Annotated in this window: 16 protein-coding genes and 1 tRNA gene; 8 read left to right on the top strand and 9 right to left on the bottom strand. The window is 29.6% G+C overall.

Going from position 1 to position 17,767, the window contains the following annotated elements:
- Nucleotides 1-162: 162 nt before the first annotated feature.
- The 6 genes from EAH69_RS01705 (at nt 163) to EAH69_RS01675 (ending at nt 7,659) form a co-directional block, all read left to right on the top strand.
- Nucleotides 163-753 (top strand): TonB-dependent receptor plug domain-containing protein, encoded by a 591-nt coding sequence (locus tag EAH69_RS01705; protein WP_121933472.1) that lies wholly within the window; start codon nt 163-165, stop codon nt 751-753.
- A gap of 459 nt (nt 754-1,212) precedes the next feature.
- A complete protein-coding gene (locus tag EAH69_RS13890; protein ID WP_230466677.1) occupies nt 1,213-1,860 on the top strand; it encodes a hypothetical protein in 648 nt (215 codons plus the stop codon).
- Nucleotides 1,824-2,354: a DUF6850 family outer membrane beta-barrel protein gene (locus tag EAH69_RS01690; protein WP_394338558.1), complete on the top strand. Its 531-nt coding sequence runs from the start codon at nt 1,824-1,826 to the stop codon at nt 2,352-2,354. The genes EAH69_RS13890 and EAH69_RS01690 overlap by 37 nt, the downstream gene beginning before the upstream one ends.
- Nucleotide 2,355: 1 nt before the next feature.
- Nucleotides 2,356-4,521: a HEAT repeat domain-containing protein gene (locus EAH69_RS01685; protein WP_121933469.1), complete on the top strand. Its 2,166-nt coding sequence runs from the start codon at nt 2,356-2,358 to the stop codon at nt 4,519-4,521.
- A gap of 7 nt (nt 4,522-4,528) precedes the next feature.
- The gene (locus tag EAH69_RS01680; RefSeq protein ID WP_121933468.1) at nt 4,529-6,748 is read left to right on the top strand and encodes a HEAT repeat domain-containing protein; all 2,220 of its coding nucleotides are present in this window, start codon (nt 4,529-4,531) and stop codon (nt 6,746-6,748) included.
- 8 nt (nt 6,749-6,756) lie between these two features.
- Nucleotides 6,757-7,659, top strand: a complete 903-nt coding sequence (locus EAH69_RS01675) for a hypothetical protein (RefSeq protein ID WP_121933467.1) — start codon at nt 6,757-6,759, stop codon at nt 7,657-7,659.
- Nucleotides 7,660-7,693: 34 nt separating this feature from the next.
- On the opposite strand, the gene EAH69_RS13885 is transcribed toward EAH69_RS01675, so the two are convergent.
- From EAH69_RS13885 to EAH69_RS01640, 8 genes are all read right to left on the bottom strand, one after another.
- Nucleotides 7,694-8,071: a hypothetical protein gene (locus EAH69_RS13885; protein WP_230466662.1), complete on the bottom strand. Its 378-nt coding sequence runs from the start codon at nt 8,069-8,071 to the stop codon at nt 7,694-7,696.
- A 14-nt stretch (nt 8,072-8,085) separates the two neighbouring features.
- On the bottom strand, nt 8,086-8,304 hold the full coding sequence (locus EAH69_RS13880; protein WP_230466661.1) for a hypothetical protein: 219 nt from the start codon (nt 8,302-8,304) through the stop codon (nt 8,086-8,088).
- A gap of 176 nt (nt 8,305-8,480) precedes the next feature.
- Nucleotides 8,481-8,565: transfer RNA gene (locus EAH69_RS01665), tRNA-Ser, on the bottom strand.
- Between the two features lie 141 nt (nt 8,566-8,706).
- Complete coding sequence (locus tag EAH69_RS01660; RefSeq protein WP_121933466.1) at nt 8,707-9,471, bottom strand: TIGR03915 family putative DNA repair protein; 765 nt, start codon at nt 9,469-9,471, stop codon at nt 8,707-8,709.
- Nucleotides 9,471-10,736 (bottom strand): putative DNA modification/repair radical SAM protein, encoded by a 1,266-nt coding sequence (locus tag EAH69_RS01655; protein ID WP_121933465.1) that lies wholly within the window; start codon nt 10,734-10,736, stop codon nt 9,471-9,473. Before EAH69_RS01655 ends, EAH69_RS01660 begins: the two co-directional genes overlap by 1 nt.
- A gap of 154 nt (nt 10,737-10,890) precedes the next feature.
- Nucleotides 10,891-11,625, bottom strand: a complete 735-nt coding sequence (locus EAH69_RS01650) for an MBL fold metallo-hydrolase (RefSeq protein ID WP_121933464.1) — start codon at nt 11,623-11,625, stop codon at nt 10,891-10,893.
- A gap of 135 nt (nt 11,626-11,760) precedes the next feature.
- Nucleotides 11,761-12,972 carry an MFS transporter gene (locus tag EAH69_RS01645; protein ID WP_121933463.1) on the bottom strand — a complete coding sequence of 404 codons (1,212 nt, stop codon included), beginning with the start codon at nt 12,970-12,972 and terminating at the stop codon, nt 11,761-11,763.
- A gap of 87 nt (nt 12,973-13,059) precedes the next feature.
- Nucleotides 13,060-13,794 carry a YebC/PmpR family DNA-binding transcriptional regulator gene (locus EAH69_RS01640; protein WP_121933462.1) on the bottom strand — a complete coding sequence of 245 codons (735 nt, stop codon included), beginning with the start codon at nt 13,792-13,794 and terminating at the stop codon, nt 13,060-13,062.
- Between the two features lie 296 nt (nt 13,795-14,090).
- On the opposite strand from EAH69_RS01640, the gene EAH69_RS01635 reads away from it, so the two are divergent.
- Complete coding sequence (locus tag EAH69_RS01635; RefSeq protein ID WP_230466660.1) at nt 14,091-14,471, top strand: DUF2798 domain-containing protein; 381 nt, start codon at nt 14,091-14,093, stop codon at nt 14,469-14,471.
- A gap of 79 nt (nt 14,472-14,550) precedes the next feature.
- Here the strand turns inward: EAH69_RS01635 and EAH69_RS01630 are convergent, their stop codons facing one another.
- Nucleotides 14,551-16,656, bottom strand: a complete 2,106-nt coding sequence (locus EAH69_RS01630) for a M3 family metallopeptidase (protein WP_121933460.1) — start codon at nt 16,654-16,656, stop codon at nt 14,551-14,553.
- A 386-nt stretch (nt 16,657-17,042) separates the two neighbouring features.
- Between EAH69_RS01630 and EAH69_RS01625 the strand changes: the two genes are divergently transcribed.
- Nucleotides 17,043-17,753, top strand: coding sequence for a LuxR C-terminal-related transcriptional regulator (locus tag EAH69_RS01625; RefSeq protein ID WP_121933459.1), 711 nt, complete (start codon nt 17,043-17,045; stop codon nt 17,751-17,753).
- The last annotated feature ends 14 nt before the right edge of the window (nt 17,754-17,767 follow it).

The following is a 17,767-nucleotide window of genomic DNA, read 5'->3' as shown; positions in this document are numbered from 1 at the left end:
CAATCATTAAATTTTCCGATAAGATACATATTTAGAGTATAACCTTAATATAAAGTTAAAAATTATTTAGATTTAGTTTAAATAATGATAACAATTATTAAATTTTAGTTGGACTAATTCTAAATAACAATTTAGTTTTGCGCAACTATTTAAAACTTTAAAATGAAACTTTACAAAATTTCAATTGTTTTAGCATGTTTACTTTTTTCAAATTTAACTAACGCTCAACAGATTGATACTAATAGCCATGCTTATACAATCCAATCAAACATAACTCTTAAATTGTTAAATAAAGATAAAAGTTTGCCTATTGTAGATGCTAAAGTGATTATAAAAGAACTTGGATTAGAGGCATTTTCAGATGAAACTGGTAATGTTTTATTTCAAAGTATTCCGCAAAGAAATTTTACAATTATTGTAGAACATGGTGATTATATTATACCTGAATTTATAATAGATGCTAGCCAACAAAACCATTTATTTGAATTTTCTGCAAATCAATTAAATTTAGGTGAAGTTGTACTATTAGGTAAAGAAAGTAATAGTAATGGAACAACTTCTACAGTAATAAACCGTAAAGCTATTGAACATTTACAAGCAACAAGCTTACAAGAAGTATTACAATTGGTACCAGGAAATATGGTAACAAATCCTAATTTCAATAATGCAAATCAAGCAAGTATTCGTCAATATAGTACAGATAAGTTAGGATCTTTAGGAACTTCTGTTATTGTTAATGGTACATCATTATAAAATAATGCCAATTTACAAGTTACAAATTCTGCAACAGCTGGTACAAATGCCTCATTTTCTACATCAAGTGGTGGTGGTGCTGATTTACGCCAAATAAATGCAGATAATATTGAAAGTGTTGAGGTTATACGTGGTATTCCATCGGTTGAATATGGTGATTTATATTCAGGAGCTATAATTGTACAGACCAAAGCACGTAAAGAACCATTACAATTAAAAGCACGTTTTAATCCAACAGTTACTCAGTTTTGGGGAGGGAAAGGATTTGATTTAGGAACTGATGCTGGAAGTTTATATGTTGATTTAGATTACACAAAAAGTAACGATAAAGAAACAAATAAATACCAAAATTATACAAGAACAACTGGTACTGTCCAATATACAAATCGATTTGGTGTTAAGAAAAATTGGCGATCAAATTCGACTCTAGCATTCACATATGCACGTGATTTGTATGATATGGATCCTGATATGGCATATGATCAAACTAAGAATGATGCTAAAGAACGCTATATACGATTTACCACAAATGGAGTTGTTGATTTTGATAAGAAATTTTCAAGAACTTTTAAATATAATGCTTCTATAAATTATGGAATGCAAATAGGATATCAACAAACGTATTATGATGCTGATGTAACTGCAGAATCTTATGCAATCACAAACGGAACAAATGAAGTAAGCTATTTGCCATCTTCTTATTTAAGTAGAATGTGGGTTGAAGGAAATCCTTTAAATACGGCTGTTAAGGTTTCAAATCAATTTTATTTTTTAACTGGTAAAGTTAATCACTCAATTTTAACAGGTTTAGATTGGTTAATGGATGCAAATTACGGAGATGGAAAAACTTTTACTAGACCACCACGTAATACTAATGGTTCGGCTTACAGAACACGTGCATTTAGTGATATACCAGCAATGCATCAATTAGGAGGGTATGTACAAGACCATTTAAGTACTGATTTAGGTACAAATAAATTGAATATTATAGCTGGACTTAGATACGATTTAGTACAACCGTTTGATTCTTCTTATGATTTACAATCAATTAGTTCACGTATAAATGCTGCATTTCGAATGGAAAATGGATTAACAATTTTCAATTAAAAAATCAAATTGCATTTAATTATGGTGTGCAGATTTTAAAAGATAATCAACCATCATGGGCAGCAGGAGCAGGATTAACTTATAATTATGATGGTCAACAATATCCTACAACTTTCACAAGAATGGAATATGAAGATTATATTATAAATGCACAGGTTAAAAAATGGTTCAACATGAACAATTCTAATTTATCTCTTGGATTTAATACAGCTTTAAAATTTGTTGGCGATAATTTATTACGTCATCAAGAAAATCCGTCTTTTACAAATTTTGTTTCTCGTAATATTTTGAATCCAAATTTTGCTTATCAAAACACAAATTATTGGGCAAATCAATTAGAAGTGCAATATACTTTACCAGCATTTAAAAAAACGAATGCTCAATTATATTTTAAAACTAACTATCAAAATATCTCTTCAACTGAAACAATGTTAGATTCAGCAAAAGGACTATCAAACAATTACTTCAATTTTACGATTGGATTAATCAACTAAAATGAAAAGAAACATCAGAAATTTAGCGTTAGGAGTTACATTATTAGTAGCTCCTTTCGTGCTTGGACAAAGTTCTCAATCATCATTTGCAATTGTGATTGATCAATACCATGGGAATCATTTAAATACAGAGTTAGAAGCATATAAATTAGCTTTAGAAAAAGAAGGATTAAATGTATTTATATTAAAAAATGATTGGAAAAATCCAGACCAAATTCGTACAGAATTAAAGCAATTGTATACCAATAATAAGTTAGAGGGTACAATTCTTATTGGTAATATTCCTGTTCCAATGATCCGTGATGCGCAGCATTTAACATCTACTTTTAAGATGCCACAAGACATGGATTGGATTGAATCTTCTGTACCTTCGGATCGTTTTTATGATGATTTTGATTTGCAGTTTAATTTTATAAAACAAGATGAAAAAAAATCAAACTTATATTATTATCAATTAGATGCTAAAAGTCCTCAGTATATACAAATGGATATATATTCAGGTCGTTTAAAACCTCCTACAGCAAAAAAGGAAGAAAGTGTAGCTTATATTCGTTCGTATTTACAAAAAGTAATTGCACAAAAATCTGAAATTAATCCTTTAAATAATATCACAACTTATACTGCAGAAGGCTATAATTCTAACGCTTTAAATAGCTGGAGTAGTGTTTTATTTGGATTTAAAAATCAATTTAAAGGTTTGTTTCAATCATCTAATCAAATAAAATTTTCAAGTTATAATAATAAAAATTTTATGAAAGCGTATTGGATGACTCAATTAGCTCGTCCAGAGGTTGATTATGCATATTTTAACGGTCATGGTTTGCCAGATTATCAAATAGTGAGTGCAAATCCAGTTGGATCAAATCCGAGTGTGTCCATGGAAAATGTTTCTCGTTATGTGCGTTCACAAAAGCGAAAAGCAAAAGAAGGGAACAAAGATTTAAACGAACAAAAACAAAATTTACAAAATCAATTAGGTTTAAATGATAAATGGTTTGAAAATGTTTTTGATAAAGAAGTGATTCTTCAAGATTCTATTTATCAAGAAAATTTAACTATAAGTTTAGCAGATTTAAAAGATTGGAATGTTAATGCAAAATTAGTGTATTTGGATTCTTGTTTAAATGGTTCTTTTCAATTAGATGAATATATTGCAGGATATTATCCGTTTTCTAAAGGTAATAATATTGCAACATTTGCTAATTCTGTTGGTGTATTACAAGATTTATGGGCTAATGAAATGATGGGATTAATACAGAACGGAACTCGAGTTGGCCAAATTTTAAAACACTCGGCCTATTTAGAAACGCACATTTTTGGAGATCCGACTTTTAGTTTCACGGCAGAAAATCAATTGGCTTGGAATAAAGAACTTGCACATAATACAAACGAAAAATATTGGAAAAGTTTGTTAGATCATCCGATAGCTGATGTGCAAGCAATTGCTCTAAGAAAACTTGCACAATACTACCCAAATCAATCAACATCAAAAATTGTTTCTGATAAATTTTATCAAAGTCAAGACGAAGTAGTTCGTACTGAAGCGTATTTAATTTTAAAGCGATTAAAACCTACAAATTGGCATCAAATAATTGTAGATGCTTCTAAAGATAATTATGAATATCTACGTCGTATATCAGTTTATGATATGGGAGAAATTGGATCTGAAGAATTTATACAACCATTAATAGCCTTATATTTTGAAGATAGAATGTCTAATCGTACTTCGTTTAATATAGAAAGAATGTTAGATTTTTTTGAACGTGATAAAGTATTAATGTCTTTTGATCGTGAAGTAAAAAATCATCCTATTTTTGATAAGGAGTTTATTACAGAAATGCGTCAAAAAATTGCGAAAGGAACTTTTATAGCACGCTATTTCGATCAATTACGTGATGGTACTTTACCAGAAAAAGATGTTAAGTTTACTTTAGGTGTTTTACGTGCATATCGTTTGCATCCTTATATTCCTGATGTTATACAATTCTTAAAAACACACCCAAATAATGAAAAGCAAACAATTTTAACTTTAGAAGCTTTATCATGGTTTAAAGATTCGCACCAAAAATCAATAATAAAGTCATATTGTAAGCAAATATTAGTTGATAATACATCATCTGATGAAATAAAATACCAAGCACAACGTACACTTTCAATTTTAAATTAAACTACTCATGAGAAAATATTTTTTAATCTTATCTACTTTAACTTTTTCTACTGTTTTTACAACAGCGCAAGAGATAATTAAACCTAATGTTAAAACTAAAACATCGTTTGCAATTGTAGTTGATAACTTAACGTATCAACAAACGAAAGAAGAAATTAAAGCTTATCAAAAAAGTATAGAAAAAGATGGTTTAGGTACCTATATTATTCAACATAATTGGAAAAATCCTGATGAAATAAAATCAATTTTATTTCAGTTATATCAAGATAAAAAACAACCCTTAGAAGGAGCTGTATTCGTTGGTAATATACCAATAGCAATGGTTCGTGGTGGTCAAGTAATGACTTCAGCTTTCAAATATCCTGAATCATCTAAGTGGGAAAATTCTTCAGTTGCATCTGATCGTTTTTATGATGATTTTGATTTGAAATTTGATTATTTAAAACAAGATGAATATAAAAATCGTCAAAATATTCATTATTATCAATTTAAAGCAGATAGTCCACATTATATCGAAATGGATATTTACACAGGACGTATAAAACCAGCTGTTACTGGGGAAGTAGATAATTCTGTTGAACAAATTAAATCTTATTTAACTAAATTGGTGAAAATTCGTGAAGAAAATAATCCATTAAATCATTTGATTGCTTCAACTGGTCATGGGTATAATTCAAATTCTTCTATCAGCTGGGGGAATGAGTTATTAGCTTTTAGAACTTCTTTCCCAAAATTGTTTCAACAAGGGAATACAATCAAGTTTTTAAATTATCGAAATTCAACGTTTTTAAAGAATAATTTGCTGACAGAATTGTATAGAGATAATTTAGATTTTGCTTATATGACAGGTCATGGAACGGTGGATTTACAATTATTAAACGGATATCCTGATACATCATCTCCTCAATTATCAATGGTAAATGTTGGGCGTTACATACGTTCTAAAATGAGAAATGCAAAAGATGCTGGCCGAGATTTAGAAAAAACGAAAACTGATTTTCAAAATTCATTAGGTTTAAATGATAAATGGTTTGATGATGCTTTTGATGCTAATACTATAAACGAAGATTCTATATTTAATCAAAATATGGATATTCATGCCGAAGATTTAAAAGGAGTAAATGTTCGTGTTGCATATCTTAATTCATGTTTAACTGGTTCTTTTCATAAGAAGAATTATATAGCAGCATCTTATCCTTTTTCTGAAGGTAAAAATATTGTTGCATTTGCTAACACAGTTGGTGTATTACAAGATTTATGGGGTACGCAATTGTTAGGTATTTTACAACATGGTGCTAGAACAGGTCATCTTTTAAAGAAAACGGCTTTTTTAGAAACACATATTTTAGGAGATCCAACATATCATTTTACTGCATCTACTGCTAAAGAATATAATTCATTGTTTTCAAAACAAAAGACATCATCAAAAGAGTGGAAAAATTTATTGAAGGTGAATGATGCAGATTTACAATCATATGCAATTACTGAATTAGCTAAAACAGAACCAGAAAATGTTTTCTCAAAACAGTTAGTTGAAATTTTTCAAACCTCTCCATTTGATAATGTACGTACGCAGGCTTATTATCAATTAAGAACATATAATAACGAAGATTTTATAGCTATTTTACCTTTAGCACTTACAGATAATAACGAATATATTAAACGTAAAGCGTTGTATGATATTAGTGATATAGATGGAAATAGATATTTAGAAGAATTAATTAATGCTTATATTAATGATCAAGAATTAGCTCGAATTCAATATAGAATTAATTGGAATTTTCAATTTATAGATCATGCCAAAGCAATTCAACTTCTTAAAGAAAAATTAGAAGGGAATAACCAAATTTATAATTCAAATGAATTGTTAGCAGAAGCAGTTCGTAAATTAGAATACGAGCAAAATAAATTATCTCGTAAAATTGTTGATTTAACAAAAGAAGGAATTACGGAAAAGGAACTAAATAGCGAATTAAGAACTTTACGTTTATATCGTTATCAATCAATGTTACCTTATGTAATTGCAATTCTTAAAGACAAATCTAAACCAACTTCAAATCGTGTTAATGCGGCAGAAGTAATAAGTTGGTTTGGACTTTCAACTAAAGGTAACCAAATCATAGATCAATTAAATGAGATTGTAAAAACTGAATCAAACGAAGAAGTTATTTATCAAATTAATAAAACAAAGCAGATTATGAAAGATGCTTCTAAACGCCAATTTTAAATAATTATATGAAGACGATTAAGAAATTCTTTGTAAGAAATACATCTATTGTAATATTAACTACAGCATTTTTAACAAGCTGTAAAATAACTTATACATCTTCAAAACCACAAACAAAAGTCCAAAATGAAGTTGTATCTAATACAAATCCTCTTTCAGCTGAAACATCAGTACTAATTGATTCTATTTTGCAAAAAGGTCTTGACCGTGAAGCTTTATATACCTTAATATCAGATATAAAGCCTATTAGTAGTTTGTCAATGTATACATTTCCAATTGCTAATACTGATAGTTTAGCTTATATATCTGGAAAAGCATTTGATGAGGTTGAGAATCAAAAATATTTGGATCAAATTAAAAATATACAAGACGGATTTAATCAATTAAATATTCCAGATTTAAAATTCTTTGTTTTACCATATAAGTCAAATAATAAAAAAGAAAAAAATATACAACTTTATGTAGCAAGAGAAAGTGCAGTAAATAGAGTATTACGAGAGCATAAGCACTTTTTTGGTCAATTTGGTTGGGTAGAAGGTGTAAATCCAGAAATACTAATAACAGCAAATGAATACGGCTTTAAATACGATCGTTTGCGTGGATTTGGGTATTTATTTGGTTACCCTTCTCATGCAGTAGATTTTTATACTGAAGCGGAATATAGTAATGAGAAAAAAAATGAATTTGTAAAAAGAAAATTTTTCCAAATACCTACTTATGAGCGAGAGAGTGGATATTTTGTCTATGCTTATCCTGATAATTATGTTCCTAAAAAAGAAGTAGATTCAGTATTATATCATAAGTCAGTAGAAGTTTTAGATCATTATAAATCAATACGACATAAATTTAAAAATGATGATGGATCGATTAATGCTCTGAAATTAATAGTTTCTGAAAATTTTAAAAAATAAAAAGAAAAGGCTTCCTATTAGGAAGCCTTTATTATTAATGTTTATGTTCTATTGGCGGGGTAATCATTATGTGTGCTTTGTAAGTTCCTTCGTCCATTAACCAAGGCATTCCAAGATTATTTGGTTGATTTGATAAACCTAAATCACTAGCTTTTGCACCAGATACGTAGATTACATATCTTCTTTTTGCATCGCTCATTTCACCAGTTGTTTGATCTAAATTGGCTAAAGTACCCCAATAACCATACATAGTTGTAGGTGCTTTAGGTATAGAGAATTTACGTTCTTCATATTCTTTTGCACGTATATCATTTCTTTGATTTCTTTTTCCTTCTTTTATTAATTCGCGACCACGCGCCATTAATGGTTCTAAAGAATCTGGATAACAGTAAGAAGCGTAATAGTTTGGCATTTTATAATCTGGTGCTAGGCAAATAAAATTACTTGTACCGTTTTTAATTCAACAACATCACCTTTTTCGTTGTATCCTAAAACTTTAGCATCTCCGCGGACATTTTCTGGTGCTGCCAATAAAGCTATTTTTACCTGAACATCAGCTGGAAGTATTACTGGTTCTGTTTTTTTATTTTGTGCCATAGCTATAGAAGTTCCTAAAGCTAAAAAAGCTAAAATTTGAGTTTTCATGAGTAAGTTTTAATTCATTCAAATATATTAAGACTAAATCTAAATAAAAACAATTAATATTTTTTATTTAAATGTATTTCTTTCAAATACACTTCCAACTCTTTCTAAATGTTAATTGATGAAGTAATTTTAATACACAAAAAAAGCCTCGAAGAGTAAACTTCAAGGCTTCTTAGCGGAGAGTGAGGGATTCGAACCCCCGGAGGTATGACCCTCAACAGTTTTCAAGACTGCCGCATTCGACCACTCTGCCAACTCTCCAGTTGTGTTAAACGTGGTCTATTACGTTTTCTCTGATGCAAATATACACCCATTTAATCGGGTTTTGCAAGCGTTTTAGTAACTTTTTTTTAAACTTTTCTTTAACTAAAACAAAGTCAGAGAAATAAATTTTAAAATAATTTAATATTCCTTTTCCGTAAGGTATTTCCAGAAGCGTTTTGGTAATAATTGTACGTGTAATTTGGTGTTTTTACGCGCCGGAATATTCGCAGATTTAAAATAACCTTTCCATAAATCCTGGTATTGTTGCTCGGTCGGTTCGTACGATTTTACGATGGAATGATTTTGTTTAGGAGCAAAATCAAGATGAATTGGTATTACTTTTTCTTCATCTTTCGAATACAAAAGACCTGTTTTTCTCACCAAATCATAGATAATCCAATTTTGATCTGCATATCTATTTTTAAAATGATTTAAGATTAAAGGTAAAATATGGTATTTCGGTTCGATGGTTGAATAAAATGTTCCATCAGGAAATTGTTCAAAACGAATAAAAGCTTCAAAATGATGTTTCTCACGATTAACCTTTCTATACATTTGTGCTAAATATAAAACATCCTCATTTCCAAAATTAGATTCTACATTCTGATTAGAATCAATCACGTATCGAGCAAAATCAAATAAATGTTGAAATGCTTCCTTTTGTTCAGATAAAAAAGTACAATAAAATCTTTTCCAACCTTGTTTGCTCAATTTGGTTTTCAATTTAGTTCGAACTCGCTTCGCTTTATCAGGATCAGAGATGACTTCGTGCACTTCATCAAACATTGAAGGTTGAAAATCCTTTTCATTCCAAACCTTTACTTTTCGAGGTTTTCTGACATAATAATCAAAAATTAAAGTCATCAAACCATCAAAACTTCCATCAAATACATAATTTTCCATTAGCCAAATAATACCAACTGATTCGGATCGTTCTTTAAATATTTACTCTGAGAATTACTTAAAATCTTACTCTTAATTTGCGTCGGAAGCAATTCTAAACGTTGGTATTGATCATCTTCGCAACGCATAAAATAACGAGCTCTGTTGTATGCAATTCCAAAACTTTTTAATTGATACGTTCTAATTTTACCAAATTTTCTTGCTGCCATTATTTTTTTAACAGAACGCACACCTACTCCAGGAATACGCAAAATCATGTGGTAATCTGCGGTATTGATGTCAACCGGAAAATGATGTAAATTACGTAAAGCATAACTTAATTTTGGATCGATATCTGTGTCTAAATGTGGATTAGTTTCATTCAAAATTTCATGTACATCAAATTGATAAAAACGCATTAACCAATCGGTTTGATACAATCTGTTTTCGCGTAATAACGGCGGTTGCGAACCAATTGATGGTAAAAGTGAATCGTTATGATTAATTGGAATAAAACCTGAATAGTACACACGTTTTAAATTGTAATCATTGTAATATTGATTAGCAATAGACATTATCTGAAAATCATTTTCGGGAGTTGCGCCAATTACCATTTGTGTAGATTGTCCTGCAGGAGCAAACTTCGGAACTGATTTAATTAACTTCTTTTCGTTCTTTAATTGAATGATTTTATTATTCACGAAACCAAGCGGTTTCTGTACATCTGCATGCGATTTTTCAGGAGCGACTAACTTTAATCCTTCTTCGGTAGGCATTTCAAGATTAATAGATAAACGATCGGCATACAAACCAGCTTCAGTTAACAATTCTTCACTTGCACCTGGAATTGATTTTAAATGAATATAACCATTAAAACGATGTTCTAATCGAAGTTTCTTCGCAATTCGAACCAAACGTTCCATAGTGAAATCTGCATTCTTAAAGATTCCTGAACTTAAAAATAATCCTTCGATGTAATTTCTGCGGTAAAAATTAATCGTTAAATCTACAACTTCTTCAACTGTAAATGCAGCGCGTTGTACATCGTTACTTTTTCGCGAAACACAAAAAGCACAATCGTAAATGCAATGATTGGTTAAAAGAATTTTTAATAGAGAAACACATCGGCCATCTTCTGTATAGGTATGACAAATTCCTGACGCTTTAGAATCGCCTAAACCTTTGTTATTATTTTTTCTGTTTCCACCGCTAGAAGAGCAGGAAACATCATACTTTGCAGCATCCGCAAGTATATTCAACTTTTCACTAACACGATCAAAATTCATTGTTGAAATTTTTTTGCATTGCAAAATTCAAGTTTCATTCTGCCAAGTAGTGTCGTGATAAATGTTAAATTTTATAGAATTGATTCATAAAAATATAGCATAAAAAAAGCTCGAACTTAGAAGTTCGAGCTTTTGAATATATATTGTTCTGAAATTAGAATTTCTTAACAGCTGTAGTTTTTCCGTGATAGAATAAAACGGTCCAATTTTCTTTTTTCATTTGCTCTTGCCAAATGCGACGAGAATCTTGAGCATCTTTACCATTAACATCATTTTTGAATGAGCAATCGTATTTTAAATAACTTAATTGTGGTAAATTATCTGCTCCGTAAAAAACTGTATCATCTTCATCTGAAATCCAGAAAACCATTTGATGTGGAACGTGACCACCAACTTTTTCAAAACGAATGTTTTTAGTGATTTGACCTGAATCCTCACGTAAATAGTTTACTTGTGGATGGTATTGTAAACCTTTGATAATGTTATAATCATAAGATTGATGACCTTCTAAAGCCATTGTATACATCATTTCGTCTTCATGAATGTAAATTTTAGCATTCGGAAAGTAAGTTTCTAATTTATTTTCGACCATGCGTCCAATACCACCAATATGATCTTTGTGTAAGTGCGAAATTAAAACACGAGAAACTGCAGTAGCATAGAATCCAACTTCTTCGATTCTTTCTACCAACTGAGATTTACCATCTTGGTGTAATCCAAATCCTGCATCAATTAAAATTAATTCATCACCAACATGAACTAAAAAAGGACGAACCGTTAAAACATAACCATTAGCTTCATCAACTAAGTCTAAATTCTCTATGTAATTAAATTCTTTAGTATTGTTTACTTGGTATTGTACTTCTCTTAACGGATAAATTTTAATCATTCTTACTATTTTACGACAAAATGAGTGCAAAAGTACGGCTGAAAATTAAAATAATTCATAAAATTGATTGAAATATTCTATTATAACTTAAATTTTATTAATCATAATAAGTGTGTATTTAGCTTTTATCTATTGTTACATTCCGTGTAATTTATAGCCTTTTTTAAGGAAAATTATCCATAAAGTAATACTAAAAGAAACACCAATAAAAGTGATCCATCCAAGTCCTTGTACATAATTAGTCCACCCTAAGGTACCTAACATCATTCCTATAGCTCCTAAAGCTGTTCCGGAAAAATTCATAACTGATGAAACGCCACCAGAATTCATTTCTTTTTGGCCTAATAAAATATTTGATGAAAATGATCTTAAAAAACCATTACTAAATGTAATTGGAGCAAAAGAAAGTAAAAATAGATAGGGCGAAATTTTACCAATAGTTAAGATTAAAAATCCAGCAATTAAAACTGTTGCAAATGTAATTTGTACAATTTGATTAGGTAATAAATGTTTTCTTACTAATAAATATACATTAGGACCTACTAAAAGTATCATTGAATTGACAGCAAAAAATAAACTGTATTCGGTTTCTGAAAGGTTAAACCATTCGATATAGATATAAGAACTAATAGCAAGAAACGACATGTAAATAAGCGACATTCCGTACATTGATAATAAAAATGTAATGAATGGCTTATTGATTAATATGTCTTTTAATGATAAAACAGAAGTAAATATATTTCCTTTTAATCGGTCTTTTTTATCAAGTGTTTCTGTGACAAATAAACTTATAATAAATGAAAATAAAGCAGAGGCTGCTAATACATCAAATGTAACTTGCCAAGAATAATATTTTAAAATTTGAGCACCAATTAATGGCGCAACAGTAGGAGCGAAAGCACCAAGCATTTGTAATAATGCGATAATTCCTGGTCTGTCTTCGTCCGTAAAACTATCTTTTACCATGGCTGTAGAAACAGCAATCATTCCTCCAGCTCCAATAGCTTGTGTAACTCTAAAAAAGATTAACATCTCTACGGAAGTAGAAAATGAACAGAATAAGGAAGATAATCCATAAATGAAAATCCCTGAAAGTAAAACTGGTTTTCTACCTATTTTATCGCTTAATGGACCTATAAATAACATTCCAATTGCAAAACTGATAAAGAAACCAACTAAGGTGTAGTTTAATATATTTGATGTTGTATTAAATTCTTTTAGTAGAGTAGGGAATGCAGATAGATATAAATCTGTAGACATTGGACCAGTCATATTTAAAAGAAAAATTAAAAATATAAGTCCTTTTCGGCCTAGTTTATATTGTGGTTTTATGAGTTGTTTGGTCATTAGGTAAAAGTAATGTTTTCTTCATTTTTGTGTATAAAAAAACCTCTCAAATTTATGAGAGGTAATATTTTAGATAAGAATAAGAAATTAAGCTTCTTCCTCTTCTTCGTCTTCTAACATTGTATGATAAACGTGGTTTACGTCTTCATCTTCGTCAAATTTCTCTAATAACTTTTCGATATCAGCTTTTTGTTCTTCTGTTAATTCTTTAGTTGTTTGAGGAATTCTTTCAAACTCAGAAGAAATAATTGAATAACCACCTTCTTCTAAGGATTTGAAGATTGTTCCATAATTTTCAAATGGAGCAATTAAAACAATTCCATCTTCGTCTTCGAAAACTTCTTCAACTCCAAAATCAATCATCTCGAATTCTAATTCTTCCATATCGAATCCTTCAGGTTTTTGAATTTTGAAGTTACAAATATGGTCAAACATAAACTCTACAGAACCTTGTGTTCCTAATTGACCGTTACATTTACTGAAATAAGAACGAACATTAGCAACTGTACGGTTGTTGTTGTCTGTTGAAGTTTCAACGATAATAGCAATACCGTGTGGTCCGTAACCTTCAAAAAGTACTTCTTTATAGTTTTCAGTATTTTTGTCAGATGCTTTCTTAATCGCGCGTTCAATGTTATCTTTTGGCATATTAGCCGCTTTCGCATTTTGGATAACTGCACGTAATTGAGAATTTGAACTAGGATCTGGTCCACCAGCTTTTACAGCCATTACGATGTCCTTACCAATTCTTGTAAACGCTTTAGACATTGCAGCCCAACGTTTCATTTTACGCCCTTTTCTAAATTCAAAAGCTCTTCCCATTGATTAATATTTTGTTGATGCAAATTTATTGTTTTGATAAAAAAAATCAAAGAATAATAGAATTGATTTTCATAAATTGATTTTATTGATAATTAGATTCATATTCAATCAAATTTATTGATAATATTTATTATGATTACTGATTAAGATTTTCATCAATCATAATTAATCTCAATTAGATTTTCACGTTTTTAAAAAATTAAAAAGAATTGATATGATTCAGATGCCTGTAAATAAAAGAGAAGAACTTGTTTATACGATTATGATGGCCTTTTTTAATGACAACTTATAATGTAATGAAACACGAAGGATTTACTTTTGAAGCTTTACAGAAAGCATGGTTGATTTTTCCGATTACTTATATAATCGCAATGATAGTCGAATGGTTTTTTGTAGGAAAAACTGCAATTGCGTTGATTCATAAATTTGTAAAAGAAGAAGATCCTTTACCTAAAAAGATTTTAATTTCAGCATTATGTTTTGTAACACAAATGGTATTAATTATGTCTACGATTTGTTCTTTATTATTTACAGAATTTAATAGTGATTGGGTTATGAATTGGTTAGCTTCAATTCCTAAAAACTTTGCAATGGCTTATCCATTACAAGTTATTATTGCAGGTCCGTTAGTAGGAATTACATTCAGAAAATTATTTCCAGTCGATACAATTATCTAAGTGAAATAATTGCTTTATTATAAAATTAAAAAAGGCGAAAACTTCTAGTTTTCGCCTTTTTTGTATGTAAGAATTATTCTTATTTTAAACCGTGATATTTTAACATTGGATCAACTGAAGCTTCCTTTCCGCGGAATTTTTTATACATTTCTGTATAATCTTCAGAGTTACCACGAGAGAATACTTTATCTCTTAAAATTTGACCGTTTTCACGAGTCATTCCTCCGTTTTCTTTTAACCATTCAAACGCATCGTGGTCTAACATTTCAGCCCATAAATACGCATAGTATCCAGCAGCATATCCACCACCAAATACGTGATTAAAGAAAGTAGAACCGTAACGAGGCGGAACTGATTTGATTGCTGTATTATTTTTAACTAAAGCATCTGCTTCAAATTTAGCAGCATCAGTAATTTTCTGATCAGCACCGATTGTATGCCAAGACATATCTAAAGCAGAAGCCGATAAAATTTCAGTTAAAGCATATCCTTTATTAAAGTTTTTCGCTTTTTCCATTTTAGCGATTAACGCATCAGGCATAACTTCTCCTGTTTTGTAGTGTTTCGCGTAATTCTTTAAAACTTCTGGATAAGTTGCAAAATGCTCGTGGAATTGAGATGGGAACTCAACAAAATCACGTGCTACATTTGTACCAGATAAAGATGGATATTTTTGAGTAGCGAATAATCCGTGTAATGCGTGACCAAATTCGTGGAACATTGTAATTGCATCGTCAAAAGTAATTAACGTTGGCTGTCCTTCTGGTGCTTTTGTGTAGTTACATACGTTATAAATTACAGGTTTTTGGTTTAATAAAGTCGATTGCTCAACAATATTACTCATCCAAGCTCCACCTTGTTTAGAATCACGTTTAAAGAAATCAACATAGAATAAACCGATTGGAGTTTTGTCTTCGTTGAATAATTCGTACACACGTACATCTTTGTTCCAAGTTGGGATATCTTTACGCTCAACATACGTCATTCCGTACATTTTGTTCGCCATAAAGAAAATTCCGTTTTCTAAAATTGACCAAACTTCTAAGTAAGGTTTGATTTCGTTTTCGTCTAAATCATATTTTGCTTTACGTATTTTTTCAGAATAGAAATTCCAGTCAGCTGCAGATAATTCGTAAGGAACTTCTTCTTGATTGATTAAATTCTGAATTTCTTCTGCTTCTTTTTCAGCCATTTTAGTAGAAACTGAAATCATATCACCTAAGAATTCATTTACAGCTTCTGGAGTTTTAGCCATTTGAGATTGTAATGACCATTGTGCATAATTTTCGTAACCTAAAAGTTTAGCTTTTTCTGCACGTTTGTTCGCAATATCTAAAATTGTTTGGCGTGTATCATTTGTATCTCCTTTAGAAGTACGATTCCATGATGCGTCAAATAATTTTTGACGAGTTTCCTTCTTTACTAAATTTTGTAATTCTGGTTGTTGTGTTGTGCTTAACAAAGAGATTTTGTACGTTCCGTCTTCTTGTTTTAAAGCATCTAAATCTTGCTGAGATAATCCTTCTAACTCTTCTTTTGTTAAAGTGATTCCACCAGATTTAGTTGCATTTAATAATTGTGTACCGAATTTTGTGTTTAAAGAAGCAATTTCTTCATTGATTTTCTTTAATTTTTCTTTTTCAGCTTCTGGTAAATCAGCACCAGCTAAAACAAATTTATTATAATATGTTTCTAATAATCGAGCTGATTCTGAATCTAAATTTAAGGCATCTTTTTGTTCGTAGATTTTCTTAACACGAGCAAATAAATCTCCATTTAAGTAAATTGCATCACTATGAGCGGCAAATTTAGGAGCTAATTCTTCTTCTAAAGCTTGTAATTCTTCGTTTGTTTCAGTTCCTGTTAATACATTAAATGAGGATGAAACACGACCTAATAATTGACCAGTTTTTTCTAATTCAACTAAAGTGTTTTCAAAACTTGGTGCTTCTGTATTTGAAGTGATTTTACCAATTTCCTCAATTTGTTGACGCATACCTTCTAATAAAGCAGGTTTAAAGTCGGCTGTTTTAACTTTGCTAAAATCTGTTGTTCCGTAAGGTAATTCACTTGCGGCAAAAAAATAATTACTCTCGTCCCAAGTACCATTTTCAGATTTTGAACAAGAATTCATTAGGATTGCTGAGCCCATCAACATTCCAAAAAATAATTTCTTTTTAAACATTATATTAATTCTTTGGGTTAAAATTAGTTTTTTTAATTGAAATTGATTTTAAAAGAGTGAAAATTCTTAAAGATTAGCTTGTTTTCAAATTGATTTTTTTACAAAAATTACATATTATTTTAAGTTATAATTAGAATTAGCACTTTAAAATTGTATATTTTTTATGTAAATAATTAAAATTATTTAATATATTCATATATAGTTTATTAATTAATAACTTATATTGTATTTTTTATAGGTCAAGTAATTAATAATTACATTTAGATGAGTATCTTGTTTTTTATATAAGATTAGAAACTAATTGTATTGAATTTATCTATTAAGTTTTAATAGGTTATTTAGTCTAATATCAATAATTTGCAAAAATCTAACTAAGTAAAATAATAATGCACAAGAATATAGAAAATGAAAAGTGGAATGAGCTTTTTCAAAATCAAAGTTCAAAAGTAAATGAACAAGTAGATCCTCATCAGCCAGAATTAATTGAAAGTTATTTTTTTATATACGATTGCGTTCAAAACGAAATTGTGTTTGTTAATAATGCATTTGCTACTCTAACAGGCTATGATGATAAGACGTTTAATTTAGATCATTTAATAAAGATTATTCATACTGATGATTTAGATTATTTCTTTAAATGTGAAGAAAGAGATTTGTTATTTACAAATAATTTATCTTTCAATCAACATTTTCAGTATTTGTTCACATATACTTATAGAATTATAGCTAAAAATGGAACAATAATGACAATGCAGCAACAATGCCAAGCAATTGAGGTTACAAATCAAGGGCATTTAAGTAAAACTTTAGTAATACATAAACGCATTGACGATTATGACGTTAGACCTATAAATGATCATAAAGCTTTTGATAAAGCAAGAGGAATTTATTTAGATTCTGATAATTGTTATAATTTATCTAAACGTGAAGTTGAAATATTGTCGTTGATAAAAGAAGGTCTAAATAGTAATGAGATTTCTGATAAATTAAATATTAGTAAGTACACGATTGATACACATCGTAAGAATATTTTAAATAAAACAAATTCAACTAATTTTATTGAATTGATTCATAAACTTAGTTTTGCAAAATTCTAATAAAAAAAAGCTAC

The sequence above is a fragment of the Faecalibacter macacae genome (genome assembly GCF_003687725.1).
Taxonomy (GTDB): domain Bacteria; phylum Bacteroidota; class Bacteroidia; order Flavobacteriales; family Weeksellaceae; genus Empedobacter; species Empedobacter macacae.
Note: the sequence above shows the minus strand (reverse complement) of the source record. Positions and strands in the feature narration are given on the sequence as shown.